The sequence below is a fragment of the Paenibacillus peoriae genome (assembly GCF_022531965.1).
GTDB classification, from domain to species: domain Bacteria; phylum Bacillota; class Bacilli; order Paenibacillales; family Paenibacillaceae; genus Paenibacillus; species Paenibacillus polymyxa_D.
Map to the genome: position 1 here is coordinate 1,151,679 of NZ_CP092831.1, position 17,807 is coordinate 1,169,485.

Here is a 17,807-nt window from a genome sequence, read left to right on the forward strand (position 1 = left end):
TATGGAAAAAGCGATGATGGTTGACGACCTGCGTAAATTAACGAATGTGGAGAACCAGTATCAGCGTCTGTATTATGGACAGGAGTTTTGCCCGCGTACTTTCTTAACAGTAAGGGAGCTAAAATCAGTTATCAGCTTTTGTGAGCAGCACGACATGAAGCTAACCTTGATTACTCCTTATATGACGGATGAAAGTATGAACACGATTGTGAACATCTTAAAGGAAGTAAGTGAAGCATCTATTTTTGATGAGTTGGTGGTTAATGATTTCGGAATGTTGTATTTTATTGAAAATCATTATCCCGGCCGCTTTAAACTTATTTTAGGTAGACTACTGAATAAAGCTAAAAAAAGTCCTTCTATTGCAAACTATTTTCCCAAGCTTGATGATGATTCGAAAAGTGCCTTACAGAATACTGCGGGAGGGTTTGTCCCCAATATTAGGTTCATGCGTAAATATAAAATTTCTGCTATTCAATATGATAATAGAATACAAGGTAATAAGCTGGATATCAAAGACAATCATGATCTGGTAAATAATAATGATATTGATGATGCTGATACTGATGTGCTCCCTTTTAGCAGGGAATTAGTATACCCTTACGTACACATTACAACTGCCCGAAGATGTTTTTCCAGCATCCTGTATAGCAAGTCATCTATGTCTGAGTGGAAAACGTCATCATTATGCAATAAGAGCTGCAAGACTTGTCAAACAGTCCTCTATAATGATGTGATGAAAAAAGATATTATATTAAAAGGAAACTCTCTTTATTACGAAAATGCCAAGCTTCCCGTCAATTTAGCGGAGTATTCACGAATTATAACTCAGGTACTATAAATACTAGATCGGAGTGGTTTGCCCGCTTTTATTTTGAAAGAGCAGGTGGTCTAACCTCGCTGCTCTTTTCTGAACTCATTCGTTAAATCTTCCTATCCATTACTGGTTCCTTCACACTCGTTTTGGTATAAACTCGTGTTCCCCGCTAAACACTTCAATCATCGTTAATGCCCCGTTCGATAGCCGTGGATGAACGCTGCTGCCGAGTGTAGGGAAGTTGATTCGCTTAGTAAATCAAGCATGACTTCAATTTGTTCAAAATCGACTGCTGGTAGTTTATTTTTTTAGCATCTCCATAAGATCACTAATTTTTTAATTCACTTTTTGAGACTCAGGGTCGGTTGACTTTATTCGTTCACTGGGACGCCATTTCCTCTCTATAAATTCTGTTTTGCTAAGTCTTTATCCTCACGTAAATCCATCACCCAAGCCAAAGTTCACTACATGTGGAAGCTACATATAAGGTGAGCATTGAATTTATTCTTGGTCAGACAGGTAATCCTAAACGTTAAAGGTAAAATGAATAATTCCAGAAATAAAGCTCCCGCGGTGATGGGACTGACCCGATTTTGAACCAATGGAAAATCCTCAACAACAAAAGACTACAAAGGTGTCGGAGTACAAGACTTGATTCCATTGCCGAAAGGGACAAGAACTTGGTATCGTTGCTGATTAGGTGAATAGCTAAAAAGGAAAACATAAAAAATGGATTCGCATATTGCTCGAATTAATTAAAAGCAGCCAAGCCCTTCTTTCAACGTTACGGGACTCGGTATCTATTGTTACCCTCGACGGGTTCTAAAATTTCAAAGAAAGCTAAACATAATAGAGTTAAAGCTTTAATTTGCTAGGTTTATATGCAAACGCTATTATTCTATAATTTCACTCAGAAAGGAGGTTAAAGTAAAAAAATACGGAATATGGCACGGATAGGTGATATACTGCAAAGAGAATCAACCAACAAGCAAGTGTATGGGACAAATACAAAATTTTAGGAGGTAGAGTATGTTTAAGTTTAGTAAGAAAATGATGACGGTAGTTCTTGCAGCTTCCATGAGTTTTGGGTTGTTTGCAACAACCTCAAGTGCAGCGACAGACTATTGGCAAAATTGGACCGATGGCGGCGGGACGGTCAATGCTGTAAATGGATCAGGCGGTAATTACAGCGTAACATGGAAGGATACCGGGAATTTTGTTGTCGGCAAAGGCTGGACTACTGGATCGCCAAACAGAACGATTAACTACAATGCCGGTGTCTGGGCGCCGTCCGGTAATGGATATTTGGCTCTCTACGGGTGGACGAGAAACTCACTCATCGAATATTACGTCGTTGATAGCTGGGGGACTTATCGACCTACCGGAACGTATAAAGGTACGGTGACCAGTGATGGGGGCACATATGACATCTACACAACAATGCGATACGACGCACCTTCCATTGAAGGCCAAAAAACGACGTTTATTCAGTACTGGAGTGTTCGACAGTCGAAGAGACCGACCGGGGGCAACTCCACGATCACTTTCAGCAACCACGTGAAAGCATGGGCGAGCAAAGGAATGAATCTGGGAAGTAACTGGTCTTACCAGGTGTTGGCGACAGAGGGGTATCAGAGTAGCGGGAGCTCTAACGTAACGGTGTGGTAACCACTTAACTGCAAGCTGTTCAACGAACAGGCGCGGTTGGGGCTGTCTCACGGGATAAACGGGTTCCGAAAGCTGTCTGATAGGATTTACACGAATTGGTCCATGGAGGAAACAACGATCTCTAAGCATTGTAGACAGGCCGATGGCCGTTCTCCTCCAGTCTATCCGTCAGTGCGGATGCGTTGCAGGCCGTTACCTGCTAGACGAACGGCCTTCGACGCTGCTGGAGGCGAATTGCGGGCCGTCATGGCCTATCATTTTCCCTATCAGCTTAAAGGGGATATATCAATGAGAAAGCTATTAATTTTCCTTTTAATAGCACCAATGGTTGTGATCAGCGCTCGTTCGCAAGATAAGCCTGAGAAAAGGGATAACCTTGTATTCGTGGAAGGTGGGACTTTTCAGAACAACAAGTACAACAACTCTGGAAAAAGCGTGGCCCTATCGAACTTTTATATCAACAAATATGAAGTAGTTCAAAAAGAGTGGGTTGAAGTCATGGGAAGTAATCCCTCGGTATTCATTGGCGACAGTTTGCCAGTAGAAATGGTGAGTTGGTATGACGTTGTGGAGTACTGTAATCAAAGAGGTATACGAGAGGGCTTAAAACCGTATTACAACATAGACAAGGATAATAAAAGACCCGACTAAATAAGAATGATAACGATAATATAAAATGGACAGTAACGATTAATGAGGGAGCTAACGGTTGCCGATTGCCTACAGAATTGGAGTGGGAATATGCTGCAGACGGAGGTCAGGCGAGCAAGGGCTACACATACAGCGGAAGCAATAATGCTGACGAGGTCGAATGGTATTGGAAAAACGCCGGAGACAAATACTTATCTGGAGACTGGAACTGGCCTATTATAGAGAGCAACAATAATAAAACAAAATCAATCGATACCCGGAAACCCAACGAGTTAGGAATTTACTACGATATGTCTGGCAACGTAAGAGAATGGTGTTGGGACTGGTATGGAGACTTGGATAGCGAAAGCGGTTTCTACCGGGTTGTGAAGGGTGGTGGACAGCGACCGTCTAGGACTTTATTTTTTGTCCTCGGCTGTCGCTGTTCAATTTATAGAGCCAGTCTAATACTTTATTTTCTGCTGACAAAGAGAGGGATTTAGAGGCTTAAAAAATATTTTGGGCATGTTGAGTAGAAGATGGTCCAGGATATGTCTCCGCCATGTTTGTTCATCACTTTTCGCATAATCCCAGCAGCTCTCGTCCTCTATACACAAGATGACGAGACATTAATTAAGCGACGGGCAGTTATTCAAAGTGACTTCATAGTGGATATCTTTTTAATATAGACTGTATGTTCAGCCATGGCTAAAATGGTAATCAGGAAAATATTACCACATTGGGGAGAGGGACAAGGTGGAACTTTTTTACGAAATCGAGGGGAATGGAGTCCCTATAGTCATGATTCACTCGGGAGGTGTCGACTCAAGGGTATGGAGATATATGGTGCCTGGACTGGCAAAATCATTCAAGATCATTACCTTCGATGGTCGAGGAACCGGCCGCTCACCTGCTATGCAAGAGCCGACTTCACTTGTGGAGGATTTGCGCAAACTTCTTGAACATCTCGGACTGGATCTTGTCACACTTGTTGGCCATTCCATCGGTGGGCAAGTCGCGACTGATTTTACGTTATCATATCCTTCTATGGTTGAGCGGCTAGTGGTAATTGCCCCTTCATTAACGGGATTTGCATATTCGCAAGAATTTACCAATTATATGACATCGGTGAATGCGGTCGCTCCCGATATTACAAGACTTGTAGAGTTGTCCTTAGCCGCACCGATCTATCGGGCTACGATGGCTAGCCACCATCGAAGTTTTTTGACTGAAATGCATAATCACTACATGACAAGGGTATTCACCGAGTGGAGAAGCTTTGAGGTCCTTTGGCCAGAGGCGCCTTCGATTGAACGTTTAGAAAAGGTTGCAGCGAGTACGTTATTTATACAAGGAACCATAGAATGGCCGGATATGTACAATATCGCCGAGCACTTCAAGCGTGTACCTGCAATTAGGTTTGCCGAAATCAAAGGAGCCGATCATATGCTTGTCCTTACTCATGCGGAGAAACTAGCTAATAGCATCCGACAGTTTTGTCACAGGTGAGGACCATACGTGAATAGATTGGGCATCTCTTGAATCAAAGTATTATAATGGATGATAAGAAGTTTTGAAACTTAAAGGGCAACCCGGAAGAAACATCTTGGTGCTTGGAAGCGGCGGATGAGTGGAAAGCGGATGTTTACAGATAACATCAACACGATGTCTCTCAAGCATGTCTATACCAAGACCTTATATTAGGGAGCAGTTGAATTGACGTACCTATCATCAAAAGAAGACTAACGCTTTCCACCAAAAATCAGAAAGTGTTTAATTGAACTGACGGGATACGTTAGCTCAATAAAACAGCGGCAGGCTCAGACTGATAAAACAAAGTCCGAGCCTGCCGCTGCTTTATATTGGAGCCAGTTTTATAATTATAATCCGGAGCCCTGACGGTAAACTATACCAGCTACCCTGCATTCCACAGACGGTTCTTACGAGCTGTTATTCTGAAAATAAAGCATCCGTTGCAACCGGTTGAAGGATAGGCAGTGGCTGAAGGGCGGTGGTCCGGTCGAGATGAACAAACGCATCATAACGATCCACCATGCTGGAAGGCACGTAATTGCCGAATCGTTCATGAGCAGGCTCATATACCACACCGATGGCTCGGTGGCCAATGACCGTATGCAGTATGGAAGATGCATCGGAGAGCATTACCATGCCATTCCGGCCGTCTCCCGCCCGGTGCATGCAATACTCCCAGCTTCCTGGCTGTCCGGGCGGCACGGTCATTTTCTCAACCGGAGCTCCCCAAGCTCTTCCCGCCAGTACCTCGCCCTGATAGGTTCCGAAGCCAACGGCAAACACACGATGTTCCGGATCTTCCCGCAGTAGCTGACCCACATTGACCATGCCGTCAGCCATCATATCCGTTGCCCGGGCATCACCGATATGCGTATTATGCTCCCAGACAATGGCTTTTGCCGAGGCGCCGTAATAGGACATGATTCGCTTCAGCGATTCAACCATATGTCTGTCCCGTATATTCCAGGACTGCGGACCGCCCCGGACCATCGTACGATAATAGGCCTCCGAACTGGAAGTGACGAGCATGTTCACCTCCGCATTCAGTTCTTCCTCACTTCCCGGATACGCCATGCGCCTGCTCTGAATCTGCTTTAGTAGCTCAACCACTTCTTTCTCACAGCTCTCCGAGAGCAATCCTGCCGCAATGCCATAAGTTTGATGGTCCCTGCTATATGGATCAAAACAAGCATATGTCCTGCGGGCCTGTTCCAGGTGGGGAGACTTGGTCTCCTCCAAATAAGCGATGATTGCCTCCATCGATTCCCATAACGAGTACATATCGATGCCATAAAATCCAACCTTGGGACAATCACTTCCGCCCCCTTGATTCATCTCATTGTACTCCTTCAGCCACTCCGCGAAATCACGAATATCCGTATTGGCCCACATCCAGGTCGGCCAGCGGGTAAAATCACCCAGTGCATCGGCTGCCGAAGAATCGGACCCCTCCATCCCTTTAACATACCGGTTTAACCGATAAGCAGAGGGCCAGTCTCCTTCCACGCCGATAATGTTAAATCCCTTGCTTGTAATTAGCTTCTTCGAAAGTTCGGCCCGAACTTGGTAAAAATCAGACGTCCCATGGCTCGCCTCGCCAAGCAGCACAATATCTGCATCTCCGATGGCCTTAACCATGCTGTCCAGATTCTCCATTCCGTCCAATGGGATAAATAAGGCATTCAGCTCTTTTAGATATGCGTTCTGCTCTGATAGATTATCATTAGAATTCATGAATTTGTTCCCTCCTTTAGACGGTATGAGTGGATTATTTCCGAATTGTCCATTCATTAACCCAAAACAGGCCTCCCTTAGTGATAAGCCAGGGTAAGTCTGGTGGGGGCAAAATTTGAATTGATTAAGATGTGCACAAAAAAGGAGGAGAAATATAATGTCCGCTGAACGTTTTCATATTCACATAGCAGATGAAGTCCTTGCTGATTTAAAGAGAAGACCGCTGGCCGGATCAATTGGAAAACTCAGCTTGGAGTGATTGTGGAGGTGACCTCCGTCAAAGATTTAGCGAAGATGAACTCATTACATATCATGGTTTATTGGCTTACTAACACAATCGGGTCGTCAACGCGGATGTATTACGAAAAAGTGTTTATGATGGAGCAGATACCTTAGAATAATTATTTAAGAGCGAAAAGGCCTTTTGAGTATGTACGAACATCCAATTGATTCAGCGTTTGGTTGATGAAAAAGCTATGGATAACCCTTTATTCGAATGCTTTAAATAATTTTAAAATGCGCACTAAAACGTTACTAGATATATTAGTTCAATAAATCTGCCTTAAATGATGTGGGTTAGTATCCATTATTAGAGGCGGATTCACGAAATTTAATATAAGGCTCCTTAACGTTGTAAATCCGCATTTTGCTGGCGATACCCAAATAATGTGAAAATTTATACTTCATTATCGTTCCTATAAAGTATACTTTTAGGAACGATGTCATGAACCGCACCTCAGACAGGATAGCGTTCGCGCCTTGTGGACACTCCTGGCGGTTTGATCCACTAGAAGATGTTTTTAAAGGTATACCTTTACAGACGGTAGAGAACGGAAAAATATTTGAAAATAAAGTATCAGACTTACTGATGGCTCATTAAGCTAACGGGTAGTTTAGTTTAACGAGCGCTGTTTTAGTCATTTACAACAAATGGAAAATATGTTCTAATGATAGTGGTGTTAATTTTCTAACTGTGTAGGGTTTTTAGCGTGACGCAAAACGGGATTGTGTTGGTTGTGAGTGTCTCGATACTACATGAAGATAAGCTGCTTATGATCAGAGAAAACAAAGCATCTGTTAAGAATACATGGAACTTCCCGTCAGGGAGAATCGAATATGGTGAAGATATTCTTGAGGCAACACGTAGAGAAGCAAAAGAAGAAACTGGCTACGACGTTAAAATTACAGCCACTACAGGTATTTATAATTTCATGAGTAGTACAAATCATCAGGTTCTTTTATTTCATTTTACTGGTGAAATCATCGGTGGTTCTCTTCAGTTAAATGCAAGTGAAATCATTGATTCGAAGTGGATAGCACCTACGGATCTGTTGATTCCAGATTTACTGGAGCTACGCGATAAAGAATTAATCAAACAAATTACAGAAAATTTGATTTCTCAAAACGAATACCCATTAGCCTTATTCAACATATATGGAGAATATGGTTTGAGCTAACGGGAAACGATAGCTCAATAAAACCAAGAAGGCATCGATCAACGTGATTAACTGCTGTTTTCAATTAACGGCCTGACAATAGGGATCGTTGCAGAAATGCTGACGATCCTTTTTTGTATGTTTATAGGAATAGTTCTAAATTAGTCTATTTCACATTCCCAAATGTGCATTGATAATTATTGGAGCATTTCATATTAATGATCCATTTTTTTAACTGAAGGGGGATGCATCAAAAGCATTTTTTGGATGCAGTAGATATGGTCAAAGATTCACGGTACTTTTAATGAAGAAAAACAAATTCGAAAGTATAAGCAGTACAGTAATAGAACTGATTTTGATAACTCGGTTATTAATTGGTATGATTTACATGTAGTAATCAGCAAACTTAAATGATATATTATGTATCCGGCCGTAAGATAGGCTGTGATGTAATAGTTAGATGGACTTCAAAAATTCAAAGGATTACCTATGAGGTATTATTTACCAGTAGCGTGAATCGTCGAAGTGTGATATATTATTATTCCGGGTGTTGATATGTCCGGAAATGATTGATCTTTGAAAACTGAACAACGAGTGAGTAAAACGATTTTGTTCGCAAAATCAAACAAGAGATATTTTTTATCTCGTCAGTTACAAAATGAGCTTATCGCTCTTTCTATAAACCAACTTCGGTTGGTCTTTAATGGAGAGTTTGATCCTGGCTCAGGACGAACGCTGGCGGCGTGCCTAATACATGCAAGTCGAGCGAGGTTATTTAGAAGCTTGCTTCTAAATAACCTAGCGGCGGACGGGTGAGTAACACGTAGGCAACCTGCCCACAAGACAGGGATAACTACCGGAAACGGTAGCTAATACCCGATACATCCTTTTCCTGCATGGGCGAAGGAGGAAAGACGGAGCAATCTGTCACTTGTGGATGGGCCTGCGGCGCATTAGCTAGTTGGTGGGGTAAAGGCCTACCAAGGCGACGATGCGTAGCCGACCTGAGAGGGTGATCGGCCACACTGGGACTGAGACACGGCCCAGACTCCTACGGGAGGCAGCAGTAGGGAATCTTCCGCAATGGGCGAAAGCCTGACGGAGCAACGCCGCGTGAGTGATGAAGGTTTTCGGATCGTAAAGCTCTGTTGCCAGGGAAGAACGTCTTGTAGAGTAACTGCTACAAGAGTGACGGTACCTGAGAAGAAAGCCCCGGCTAACTACGTGCCAGCAGCCGCGGTAATACGTAGGGGGCAAGCGTTGTCCGGAATTATTGGGCGTAAAGCGCGCGCAGGCGGCTCTTTAAGTCTGGTGTTTAATCCCGAGGCTCAACTTCGGGTCGCACTGGAAACTGGGGAGCTTGAGTGCAGAAGAGGAGAGTGGAATTCCACGTGTAGCGGTGAAATGCGTAGAGATGTGGAGGAACACCAGTGGCGAAGGCGACTCTCTGGGCTGTAACTGACGCTGAGGCGCGAAAGCGTGGGGAGCAAACAGGATTAGATACCCTGGTAGTCCACGCTGTAAACGATGAATGCTAGGTGTTAGGGGTTTCGATACCCTTGGTGCCGAAGTTAACACATTAAGCATTCCGCCTGGGGAGTACGGTCGCAAGACTGAAACTCAAAGGAATTGACGGGGACCCGCACAAGCAGTGGAGTATGTGGTTTAATTCGAAGCAACGCGAAGAACCTTACCAGGTCTTGACATCCCTCTGACCGCTGTAGAGATATGGCTTTCCTTCGGGACAGAGGAGACAGGTGGTGCATGGTTGTCGTCAGCTCGTGTCGTGAGATGTTGGGTTAAGTCCCGCAACGAGCGCAACCCTTATGCTTAGTTGCCAGCAGGTCAAGCTGGGCACTCTAAGCAGACTGCCGGTGATAAACCGGAGGAAGGTGGGGATGACGTCAAATCATCATGCCCCTTATGACCTGGGCTACACACGTACTACAATGGCCGGTACAACGGGAAGCGAAGCCGCGAGGTGGAGCCAATCCTAGAAAAGCCGGTCTCAGTTCGGATTGTAGGCTGCAACTCGCCTACATGAAGTCGGAATTGCTAGTAATCGCGGATCAGCATGCCGCGGTGAATACGTTCCCGGGTCTTGTACACACCGCCCGTCACACCACGAGAGTTTACAACACCCGAAGTCGGTGAGGTAACCGCAAGGAGCCAGCCGCCGAAGGTGGGGTAGATGATTGGGGTGAAGTCGTAACAAGGTAGCCGTATCGGAAGGTGCGGCTGGATCACCTCCTTTCTATGGAGAATCGTTTCCTGCGATGGAAACATTCAAATTAGCAGGTACATGTACCTGCGACCGGATATTCAATTCGGTTCATCACATTCGTGTGAATGAAATGAATATCCTGAACTTACTCACTCGTTGCTCAGTTTTGAGAGTTCAAACTCTCAAGCTTCGACGAATACTTCATTCACACATCCGTGTGGAACCGAAATATTCATCGGGTTTCGCTTCGATGAAGCGAATTGCACCTTGAAAACTGGATACCGAAACGAAATTGCGTTTTAGAATATTCCTTTAAGCTGATCTTGTGTAAACAAGTGAAATAAAGGTAGCTGCCTTGAATTTCATTCACACGTAAGTGTTGAACCGAAATTCAAAGCAAATCGTATTTACGATGTAAATACTAGGTTAAGCTACAAAGAGCACACGGAGGATGCCTAGGCGCCAGGAGCCGACGAAGGACGTGGCGAACAACGATAAAGCCTCGGGGAGCTGTAAGCAAGCTTTGATCCGGGGATGTCCGAATGGGGAAACCCGGCTGTCTTCATCGACAGTCACTTTCTGCTGAATACATAGGCAGAATAGAGGCAGACCAGGGGAACTGAAACATCTAAGTACCCTGAGGAAGAGAAAACAATAGTGATTCCGTCAGTAGCGGCGAGCGAACGCGGATTAGCCCAAACCAAGGAGCTTGCTCCTTGGGGTTGTGGGACGTCTCACATGGAGTTACAAAGGAACCGGTTAGATGAAGAGGTCTGGAAAGGCCCGCCAGAGAAGGTAAAAGCCCTGTAATTCAAAACTTGTTCCCTCCGAGACGGATCCCGAGTAGTGCGGGGCACGTGAAACCCCGTATGAATCCGGCAGGACCATCTGCCAAGGCTAAATACTCCCTGGCGACCGATAGTGAAGCAGTACCGTGAGGGAAAGGTGAAAAGCACCCCGGAAGGGGAGTGAAATAGATCCTGAAACCGTGTGCTTACAAGAAGTCAGAGCCCTATTTATGGGTGATGGCGTGCCTTTTGTAGAATGAACCGGCGAGTTACGTTCCCGTGCAAGGTTAAGGTGAAGAGCTGAAGCCGCAGCGAAAGCGAGTCTGAATAGGGCGAATGAGTACGTGGACGTAGACCCGAAACCGGGTGATCTACCCCTGTCCAGGGTGAAGGTGCGGTAACACGCACTGGAGGCCCGAACCCACGCATGTTGAAAAATGCGGGGATGAGGTGGGGGTAGCGGAGAAATTCCAATCGAACCCGGAGATAGCTGGTTCTCCCCGAAATAGCTTTAGGGCTAGCCTCGGAAAGAAGAATCGTGGAGGTAGAGCACTGATTGGGTGCGGGGCCCGCAAGGGTTACCAAGCTCAGTCAAACTCCGAATGCCATAGATTTAGTTCCGGGAGTCAGACAGTGAGTGCTAAGATCCATTGTCGAAAGGGAAACAGCCCAGACCATCAGCTAAGGTCCCCAAGTGTGTGTTAAGTGGGAAAGGATGTGGAGTTGCACAGACAACCAGGATGTTGGCTTAGAAGCAGCCACCATTGAAAGAGTGCGTAATAGCTCACTGGTCGAGTGACTCTGCGCCGAAAATGTAACGGGGCTAAACACACCACCGAAGCTATGGCTTGATGCTTTGCATCAGGGGTAGGGGAGCGTTGAATGCGGGTTGAAGGTGTACCGTAAGGAGCGCTGGACTGCATTCAAGTGAGAATGCCGGTATGAGTAACGAAAAGATCTGTGAGAATCAGATCCGCCGAAAGCCTAAGGGTTCCTGAGGAAGGTTCGTCCGCTCAGGGTAAGTCGGGACCTAAGGCGAGGCCGATAGGCGTAGTCGAAGGACAACAGGTCGAAATTCCTGTACCACCGTAATCCGCTATGAGCGATGGGGTGACGCAGTAGGGTAGTGACGCGGACGGATGGATGTCCGTCTAAGCAGTGAGGCTGGTGTGTAGGCAAATCCGCACATCGTTAAGGCTGGGCTGTGATGGGGAGCGAAAATTGTAGTAGCGAAGGTCATGATCTCAGACTGCCAAGAAAAGCCTCTAGCCAGGAGAAGGTGCCCGTACCGCAAACCGACACAGGTAGGCGAGAAGAGAATTCTAAGGCGCGCGGAAGAACTCTCGTTAAGGAACTCGGCAAAATGACCCCGTAACTTCGGGAGAAGGGGTGCCTCGGTAGGGTGAATAGCCCGAGGGGGCCGCAGTGAAAAGGCCCAAGCGACTGTTTAGCAAAAACACAGGTCTGTGCGAAGCCGCAAGGCGAAGTATACGGGCTGACGCCTGCCCGGTGCTGGAAGGTTAAGGGGAGTGGTAAGCCCTTCGGGGCGAAGCTATGAACCGAAGCCCCAGTAAACGGCGGCCGTAACTATAACGGTCCTAAGGTAGCGAAATTCCTTGTCAGGTAAATTCTGACCCGCACGAATGGCGTAACGACTTGGGCGCTGTCTCAACGAGAGATCCGGTGAAATTTTAATACCTGTGAAGATGCAGGTTACCCGCGACAAGACGGAAAGACCCCATGGAGCTTTACTGCAGCTTGATATTGAATTTGGGTACGATCTGTACAGGATAGGTGGGAGCCGTCGAACTTTGAGCGCCAGCTTGAAGGGAGGCATCCTTGGGATACCACCCTGATCGTATCTAGGTTCTAACTTGGTACCGTAAACCGGTGCGAGGACAGTGTCAGGTGGGCAGTTTGACTGGGGCGGTCGCCTCCTAAAGAGTAACGGAGGCGCCCCAAGGTTCCCTCAGAATGGTTGGAAATCATTCGAAGAGTGCAAAGGCAGAAGGGAGCTTGACTGCGAGACCTACAAGTCGAGCAGGGACGAAAGTCGGGCTTAGTGATCCGGTGGTACCGCATGGAAGGGCCATCGCTCAACGGATAAAAGCTACCCTGGGGATAACAGGCTTATCTCCCCCAAGAGTCCACATCGACGGGGAGGTTTGGCACCTCGATGTCGGCTCATCGCATCCTGGGGCTGAAGTAGGTCCCAAGGGTTGGGCTGTTCGCCCATTAAAGCGGTACGCGAGCTGGGTTCAGAACGTCGTGAGACAGTTCGGTCCCTATCTGTCGTGGGCGTAGGAAATTTGAGAGGAGCTGTCCTTAGTACGAGAGGACCGGGATGGACGTACCGCTGGTGTACCAGTTGTTCCGCCAGGAGCACCGCTGGGTAGCTATGTACGGAAGGGATAAGCGCTGAAAGCATCTAAGCGTGAAGCCCCCCTCAAGATGAGATTTCCCAATTAGTAAGACCCCTTGAAGACGACGAGGTAGATAGGTTGGGGGTGGAAGTGCAGTAATGCATGGAGCTGACCAATACTAATCGGTCGAGGGCTTATCCTAAAGATAAAACGCAAATGAGTTTCGGATCCAGTTTTCAGGGTGTAACCTTGAAGGTATGTACAAGTGACATACGACAAGCGCATGGCTATTCATTCACACGATAAGTGGTGAACCGAATAACCGTACGGAAGAATTTGCGTAGCAAATTCATGTTTGGTGGCGATAGCGGAGGGGTTCCACACGTACCCATCCCGAACACGACCGTTAAGCCCTCCAGCGCCGATGGTACTTGGACCGCAGGGTCTTGGGAGAGTAGGACGTCGCCAAGCAACCCCATAATGGGGATTTTTTTTTCGCCTATCAGGCTATTGATTATACATACAAAAATGATTTTTTAGATGGGGCTATAGCTCAGCTGGGAGAGCGCCTGCCTTGCACGCAGGAGGTCAGGGGTTCGATCCCCCTTGGCTCCACCAATATTCCCTGATAGCTCAGTTGGTAGAGCACTCGACTGTTAATCGAGTTGTCACAGGTTCGAGTCCTGTTCGGGGAGCCATGTGGAGAGGTGTCCGAGTTGGCCGAAGGAGCACGATTGGAAATCGTGTAGGCGCCAAAAGCGTCTCGAGGGTTCGAATCCCTCTCTCTCCGCCATAATTATTTTATTGTATGGCCCGTTGGTCAAGGGGTTAAGACACCTCCCTTTCACGGAGGTAACAGGGGTTCGAATCCCCTACGGGTCATAAGCAGTATGGAGGCTTAGCTCAGCTGGGAGAGCATCTGCCTTACAAGCAGAGGGTCGGGGGTTCGAGCCCCTCAGCCTCCACCATTTGAAAAATAAATATTTATTACTGTCGCGGGGTGGAGCAGTTCGGTAGCTCGTCGGGCTCATAACCCGAAGGTCGCAGGTTCAAATCCTGCCCCCGCAATTACTTCAACTAAGGAAGTTTCCTCTGGAACCGTGGTGTAGAGGCCTAACATGCCTGCCTGTCACGCAGGAGATCGCGGGTTCGAATCCCGTCGGTTCCGCCATTTAACTTAATACGCCGGTGTAGCTCAACTGGTAGAGCAACTGACTTGTAATCAGTAGGTTGGGGGTTCAAGTCCTCTCGCCGGCACCATATTGGAGGATTAGCGAAGTGGCCAAACGCATCAGACTGTAAATCTGCTCCCTTACGGGTTCGGTGGTTCGAATCCATCATCCTCCACCAGTTTTACGAGCCATTAGCTCAGTTGGTAGAGCACCTGACTTTTAATCAGGGTGTCGAAGGTTCGAGTCCTTCATGGCTCACCATTATCATTGTATGCGCGTGTGGCGGAATTGGCAGACGCACTAGACTTAGGATCTAGCGTCTTTGACGTGGGGGTTCAAGTCCCTCCACGCGCATCTTGTTTTTGCGGACGTGGCTCAGCGGTAGAGCATCGCCTTGCCAAGGCGAGGGTCGCGGGTTCGATTCCCGTCGTCCGCTCCATTTATTAGTCCCCTTAGCTCAGCTGGATAGAGCGTTTGACTACGAATCAAAAGGTCGGGAGTTCGAATCTCTCAGGGGACGCCATTAACTTCATAAGCCGGTGTGGCGGAATTGGCAGACGCGCGCGACTCAAAATCGTGAGGGAAACCGTGGAGGTTCGAGTCCTCTCACCGGCATCTATTTCGGGATGTAGCTCAATGGTAAAACTCAGCCTTCCAAGCTGGTAGCGTGGGTCCGATTCCCATTACCCGCTTTATATAGATGAAAAAGGAGAGATGGCTTATTTTTATGCCATCTCTCCTTTTTTACTTTTAAACTATTTCTATCGACATCACAAGCAGTAGAAACCCCAAGGCAATCTCCTCCGTTTTTTTGCGTTATTAAGATAGGGCGTACAACTAACGAGGAACGATAGTTAAATAACACACAATGTTGAGCAGGCGCTTCAAGTCTGCTCTTTTTATTAAACTAACGGGCAAGTTAGTTTTAAGTTTACTTCACCAACTCAACACAGAAAGCGCAAAAGTCTGTTGGGAAACTCGACAGACTTTTGCGCTTTAGAAGATGAAGCTTGCGCGGCCGGCGTTAGCGGATATCGTAAGGCCTCTAACACGCGAAAGCCTTCGTCCATAGCCGCGATCATCTGCCGCAACAACTTGTCGTCCCCAGCGATTTTTTTCATTTGGCGCTCGTGTGTAACCGTTACAAAGTTTAGTACAACGATAGGCACGATATGATTCTTCAGCCATGCATCTATATTTTCATGATAGATAGGCATCATACTCATTTGGTTTACGTATGCGGGTGCTCCCCTTCCATGCAGAGGAGTTTTCCAAACAAACATGGCCTAACGGCCACCATCATGAATGAAAATATCTTTGGCTTGTGAATCTGAACCTCCTTAATGGAAGTACAGGACACAGGCCGAGAGTTTTTTGGTAGGACATACTCTGAGTCCTTAATTTCCCGACCTCGAGGAACTATAGGCAGCATCGTTTTATCTCGCTGGTCGAATATTTAAAGCGGTGTTTGTGAATACCAGTCTATGTGAACACTATTTAACAAACTAACAAATTCGCCATTCAAAATCTTCTCTTGAATCAATTTTGGTATACTATGTGGTAGATAAGAGAATTAATTTGAAGTCTGGCTATAAGGATGTTTCTACAACAACTTGAGAAATGAATTTGATTTTGGTGAAATGCGGAAGCTGTTAGGGCGTAAAGAGAGAATAGGAGGAATGGAAATGTCGTATCTCGTTGATTTTAAAGATGTATCTACGGTTGGTTTAGAGTCTTCACCTGTAGCAGAAGCGCTTGCTGGTTTACGTGCTAATGAAGCCCGTTATTTTATGAACAAGTACAAGTATGAATTTACGGTTGTACCAGCTAGCGAAAGCCAGGAGAGCCTTGATTATGTGAACCGAATTTTGAGAGAAGAACGTGATATTGCGTTTGCGGCTAAACCTTTAGAAACGTCGCGTTTTCAAGTGGAAAATATCCGATTTACCTACGTTTTTTATGAGGATGGTCTTGCAATCAATGTCATGTATACGGTGGATGACCCTAAAAAGCGGGCTGTAGGTTTTAAGCTTTCTGAGGGGATGGAGGTACCAAAGGAGCTAGAAGGGAAGTTTAAGTTTGCTAGGCAGAAGTCTAAACTAGCTGGAACAATTCGGGGTTCGTTTTTTGTAATTAAAGGACAATATTAAAGTAAGAAAAAGCACAAATGGAGGAATCCAGCACCTTATTCTCTTTGCAAAAAAGTGAAATTAAAGAAAGGGCTATCCCGCAAAAGGATTGCCCTTTTTTGAAAGAATGATGAAAAGCTACCGCTTATCGTATGATTATCAAACAGGAAGATCGCGGGTAGTCTCTGATAAGGAGACTATTTTTTTGAGAACTTGCCCTTTCAGCCAACGCGGTGAACCATACCATAAGTGAAGATGAAAAATTTCCTTGTGGGGAGTGACCTAACAATACGATTAGCTAGAATAGTTTGCTGCGAATGAAGGTAACAATACTTAGTGTGGTATGCACTCGTGTTGACCTTGTTTTAATATCCAAACTTCTATTTCATACATGTTGTTGTTAGTCCATGTCTAGCTTCGCTTTTCTCAAGTGCTTTATTAAGCGGCCCATGATCGATTCTCGGTCTCGTCTCCAATCAGTTGTTGAAGTAGTGAGACTGTTCGAGGTCGTGGATCAGTGCAGGTTGCACAGGCCGCCATCCCAGAAGTTCCTGAGTTGCAACGCTTGATCTCGGGATATCGAGCGCTGCAAGTGTGCTGAGGAAGCCGAAGTGGGTGTCTGCTTCTTCACGTGAAATGCTGACTACAGGCACGTTCAGGTGTTTACCGATAACACTTGCGATGTCGCGAAATGGCACACCTTCATCTGCGACCCCATTTAGTCGTGAACCGGCGGGTGCCTTTTCTAACGCAAGGCGGTATAGATGTGCGGCGTCAAGGCGGTGCACAGCTGGCCAGCGGTTGGTCCCCCCTTCCACATAGGCTGAGAAGCCCTTCGTTTTGGCAATGTTGATCAGTCTCGGCACAAATCCTGTGTCACCCTCACCGTGTACCGAAGGACAAAGCTCTACGATTGATGTCCGCACTCCGCGCTCAGCCAGCAATAACGCTACGTTTTCTGCTGCCACTCCATTGGCGTGCGTGGTGATCACGAATGGATTACCAGACCCTTTCAGCGCCGCCCCCATCGCCTCAACGGCGTGCAGATCTGCTGTGAGTGCCCTGGCGAAGTTCGAGAAGTCGTGATTAAATGCCAGATGAATAATGCCATCCGCAGCAGCAGCACCACTACGAAGGCTGTCGAGATCGTCGATGTCACCGCGGTGTACTTCGGCCCCGGCCTCTTTTAGTTTCGCAGCGCTATTGTCTGAGCGCACAAGACCGACGACCTGATGACCCGCATCCATGAGTTCGCGGACGACAGCGGAACCGATGTAACCTGTTGCTCCTGTTACGAAAACACGCATCATAAA

Annotated in this window: 9 protein-coding genes, 14 tRNA genes, 3 rRNA genes and 1 pseudogene; 23 read left to right on the forward strand and 4 right to left on the reverse strand. The window is 46.5% G+C overall.

What is annotated here, in order from left to right; translation table 11 throughout:
- Position 1: 1 nt before the first annotated feature.
- Positions 2–841 carry a hypothetical protein gene (locus MLD56_RS05170; protein ID WP_029517538.1) on the forward strand — a complete coding sequence of 280 codons (840 nt, stop codon included), beginning with the start codon at positions 2–4 and terminating at the stop codon, positions 839–841.
- A gap of 164 nt (positions 842–1,005) precedes the next feature.
- On the opposite strand, the gene MLD56_RS26035 is transcribed toward MLD56_RS05170, so the two are convergent.
- Positions 1,006–1,083, reverse strand: a complete 78-nt coding sequence (locus MLD56_RS26035) for a hypothetical protein (protein WP_340887063.1) — start codon at positions 1,081–1,083, stop codon at positions 1,006–1,008.
- 763 nt (positions 1,084–1,846) lie between these two features.
- Between MLD56_RS26035 and MLD56_RS05175 the strand changes: the two genes are divergently transcribed.
- From MLD56_RS05175 to MLD56_RS05185, 3 genes and pseudogenes are all read left to right on the forward strand, one after another.
- Positions 1,847–2,485, forward strand: coding sequence for a glycoside hydrolase family 11 protein (locus tag MLD56_RS05175; RefSeq protein WP_025720875.1), 639 nt, complete (start codon positions 1,847–1,849; stop codon positions 2,483–2,485).
- Positions 2,486–2,773: 288 nt separating this feature from the next.
- Positions 2,774–3,516, forward strand: a pseudogene (locus tag MLD56_RS05180) (formylglycine-generating enzyme family protein); the annotation flags it as partial.
- A 355-nt stretch (positions 3,517–3,871) separates the two neighbouring features.
- Positions 3,872–4,624 carry an alpha/beta fold hydrolase gene (locus MLD56_RS05185; protein WP_029517537.1) on the forward strand — a complete coding sequence of 251 codons (753 nt, stop codon included), beginning with the start codon at positions 3,872–3,874 and terminating at the stop codon, positions 4,622–4,624.
- A 441-nt stretch (positions 4,625–5,065) separates the two neighbouring features.
- On the opposite strand, the gene MLD56_RS05190 is transcribed toward MLD56_RS05185, so the two are convergent.
- Positions 5,066–6,382 carry an erythromycin esterase family protein gene (locus tag MLD56_RS05190; RefSeq protein ID WP_029517536.1) on the reverse strand — a complete coding sequence of 439 codons (1,317 nt, stop codon included), beginning with the start codon at positions 6,380–6,382 and terminating at the stop codon, positions 5,066–5,068.
- A 989-nt stretch (positions 6,383–7,371) separates the two neighbouring features.
- Here MLD56_RS05190 and MLD56_RS05195 point away from each other — a divergent pair.
- The 18 genes from MLD56_RS05195 (at position 7,372) to MLD56_RS05280 (ending at position 14,980) form a co-directional block, all read left to right on the forward strand.
- Positions 7,372–7,839: an NUDIX hydrolase gene (locus MLD56_RS05195; RefSeq protein ID WP_029517535.1), complete on the forward strand. Its 468-nt coding sequence runs from the start codon at positions 7,372–7,374 to the stop codon at positions 7,837–7,839.
- A gap of 679 nt (positions 7,840–8,518) precedes the next feature.
- Positions 8,519–10,072 (forward strand): 16S ribosomal RNA (locus MLD56_RS05200).
- Positions 10,073–10,466: 394 nt separating this feature from the next.
- A 23S ribosomal RNA gene (locus MLD56_RS05205) occupies positions 10,467–13,395 on the forward strand.
- Between the two features lie 152 nt (positions 13,396–13,547).
- Positions 13,548–13,664, forward strand: a 5S ribosomal RNA gene (gene rrf / locus MLD56_RS05210).
- The 16S, 23S and 5S rRNA genes sit together here with 14 tRNA genes alongside, the layout of an rRNA operon.
- Before the next feature lie 71 nt (positions 13,665–13,735).
- A tRNA-Ala gene (locus MLD56_RS05215) sits at positions 13,736–13,811 on the forward strand.
- A 4-nt stretch (positions 13,812–13,815) separates the two neighbouring features.
- A tRNA-Asn gene (locus MLD56_RS05220) sits at positions 13,816–13,891 on the forward strand.
- A 3-nt stretch (positions 13,892–13,894) separates the two neighbouring features.
- A tRNA-Ser gene (locus tag MLD56_RS05225) sits at positions 13,895–13,986 on the forward strand.
- Between the two features lie 17 nt (positions 13,987–14,003).
- Positions 14,004–14,075, forward strand: a tRNA-Glu gene (locus MLD56_RS05230).
- A gap of 10 nt (positions 14,076–14,085) precedes the next feature.
- Positions 14,086–14,161, forward strand: a tRNA-Val gene (locus MLD56_RS05235).
- Between the two features lie 26 nt (positions 14,162–14,187).
- Positions 14,188–14,261 (forward strand) — tRNA-Met (locus MLD56_RS05240).
- A 26-nt stretch (positions 14,262–14,287) separates the two neighbouring features.
- A tRNA-Asp gene (locus MLD56_RS05245) sits at positions 14,288–14,364 on the forward strand.
- Positions 14,365–14,377: 13 nt separating this feature from the next.
- Positions 14,378–14,453 (forward strand) — tRNA-Thr (locus tag MLD56_RS05250).
- Positions 14,454–14,457: 4 nt separating this feature from the next.
- Positions 14,458–14,543, forward strand: a tRNA-Tyr gene (locus tag MLD56_RS05255).
- A gap of 7 nt (positions 14,544–14,550) precedes the next feature.
- Positions 14,551–14,626: transfer RNA gene (locus tag MLD56_RS05260), tRNA-Lys, on the forward strand.
- A gap of 12 nt (positions 14,627–14,638) precedes the next feature.
- Positions 14,639–14,719, forward strand: a tRNA-Leu gene (locus tag MLD56_RS05265).
- Positions 14,720–14,729: 10 nt separating this feature from the next.
- Positions 14,730–14,804: transfer RNA gene (locus tag MLD56_RS05270), tRNA-Gly, on the forward strand.
- Positions 14,805–14,811: 7 nt separating this feature from the next.
- Positions 14,812–14,888: transfer RNA gene (locus MLD56_RS05275), tRNA-Arg, on the forward strand.
- Positions 14,889–14,900: 12 nt separating this feature from the next.
- A tRNA-Leu gene (locus tag MLD56_RS05280) sits at positions 14,901–14,980 on the forward strand.
- A gap of 329 nt (positions 14,981–15,309) precedes the next feature.
- On the opposite strand, the gene MLD56_RS05285 is transcribed toward MLD56_RS05280, so the two are convergent.
- The gene (locus tag MLD56_RS05285; protein WP_029514776.1) at positions 15,310–15,648 is read right to left on the reverse strand and encodes a hypothetical protein; all 339 of its coding nucleotides are present in this window, start codon (positions 15,646–15,648) and stop codon (positions 15,310–15,312) included.
- A gap of 402 nt (positions 15,649–16,050) precedes the next feature.
- Here MLD56_RS05285 and MLD56_RS05290 point away from each other — a divergent pair, with 402 nt between their 5' ends.
- Positions 16,051–16,515, forward strand: a complete 465-nt coding sequence (locus MLD56_RS05290; RefSeq protein ID WP_029514777.1) for a DUF8821 family protein — start codon at positions 16,051–16,053, stop codon at positions 16,513–16,515.
- A gap of 455 nt (positions 16,516–16,970) precedes the next feature.
- Here the strand turns inward: MLD56_RS05290 and MLD56_RS05295 are convergent, their stop codons facing one another.
- Positions 16,971–17,801, reverse strand: a complete 831-nt coding sequence (locus MLD56_RS05295; protein WP_029514778.1) for an SDR family oxidoreductase — start codon at positions 17,799–17,801, stop codon at positions 16,971–16,973.
- Positions 17,802–17,807 lie beyond the last annotated feature (6 nt).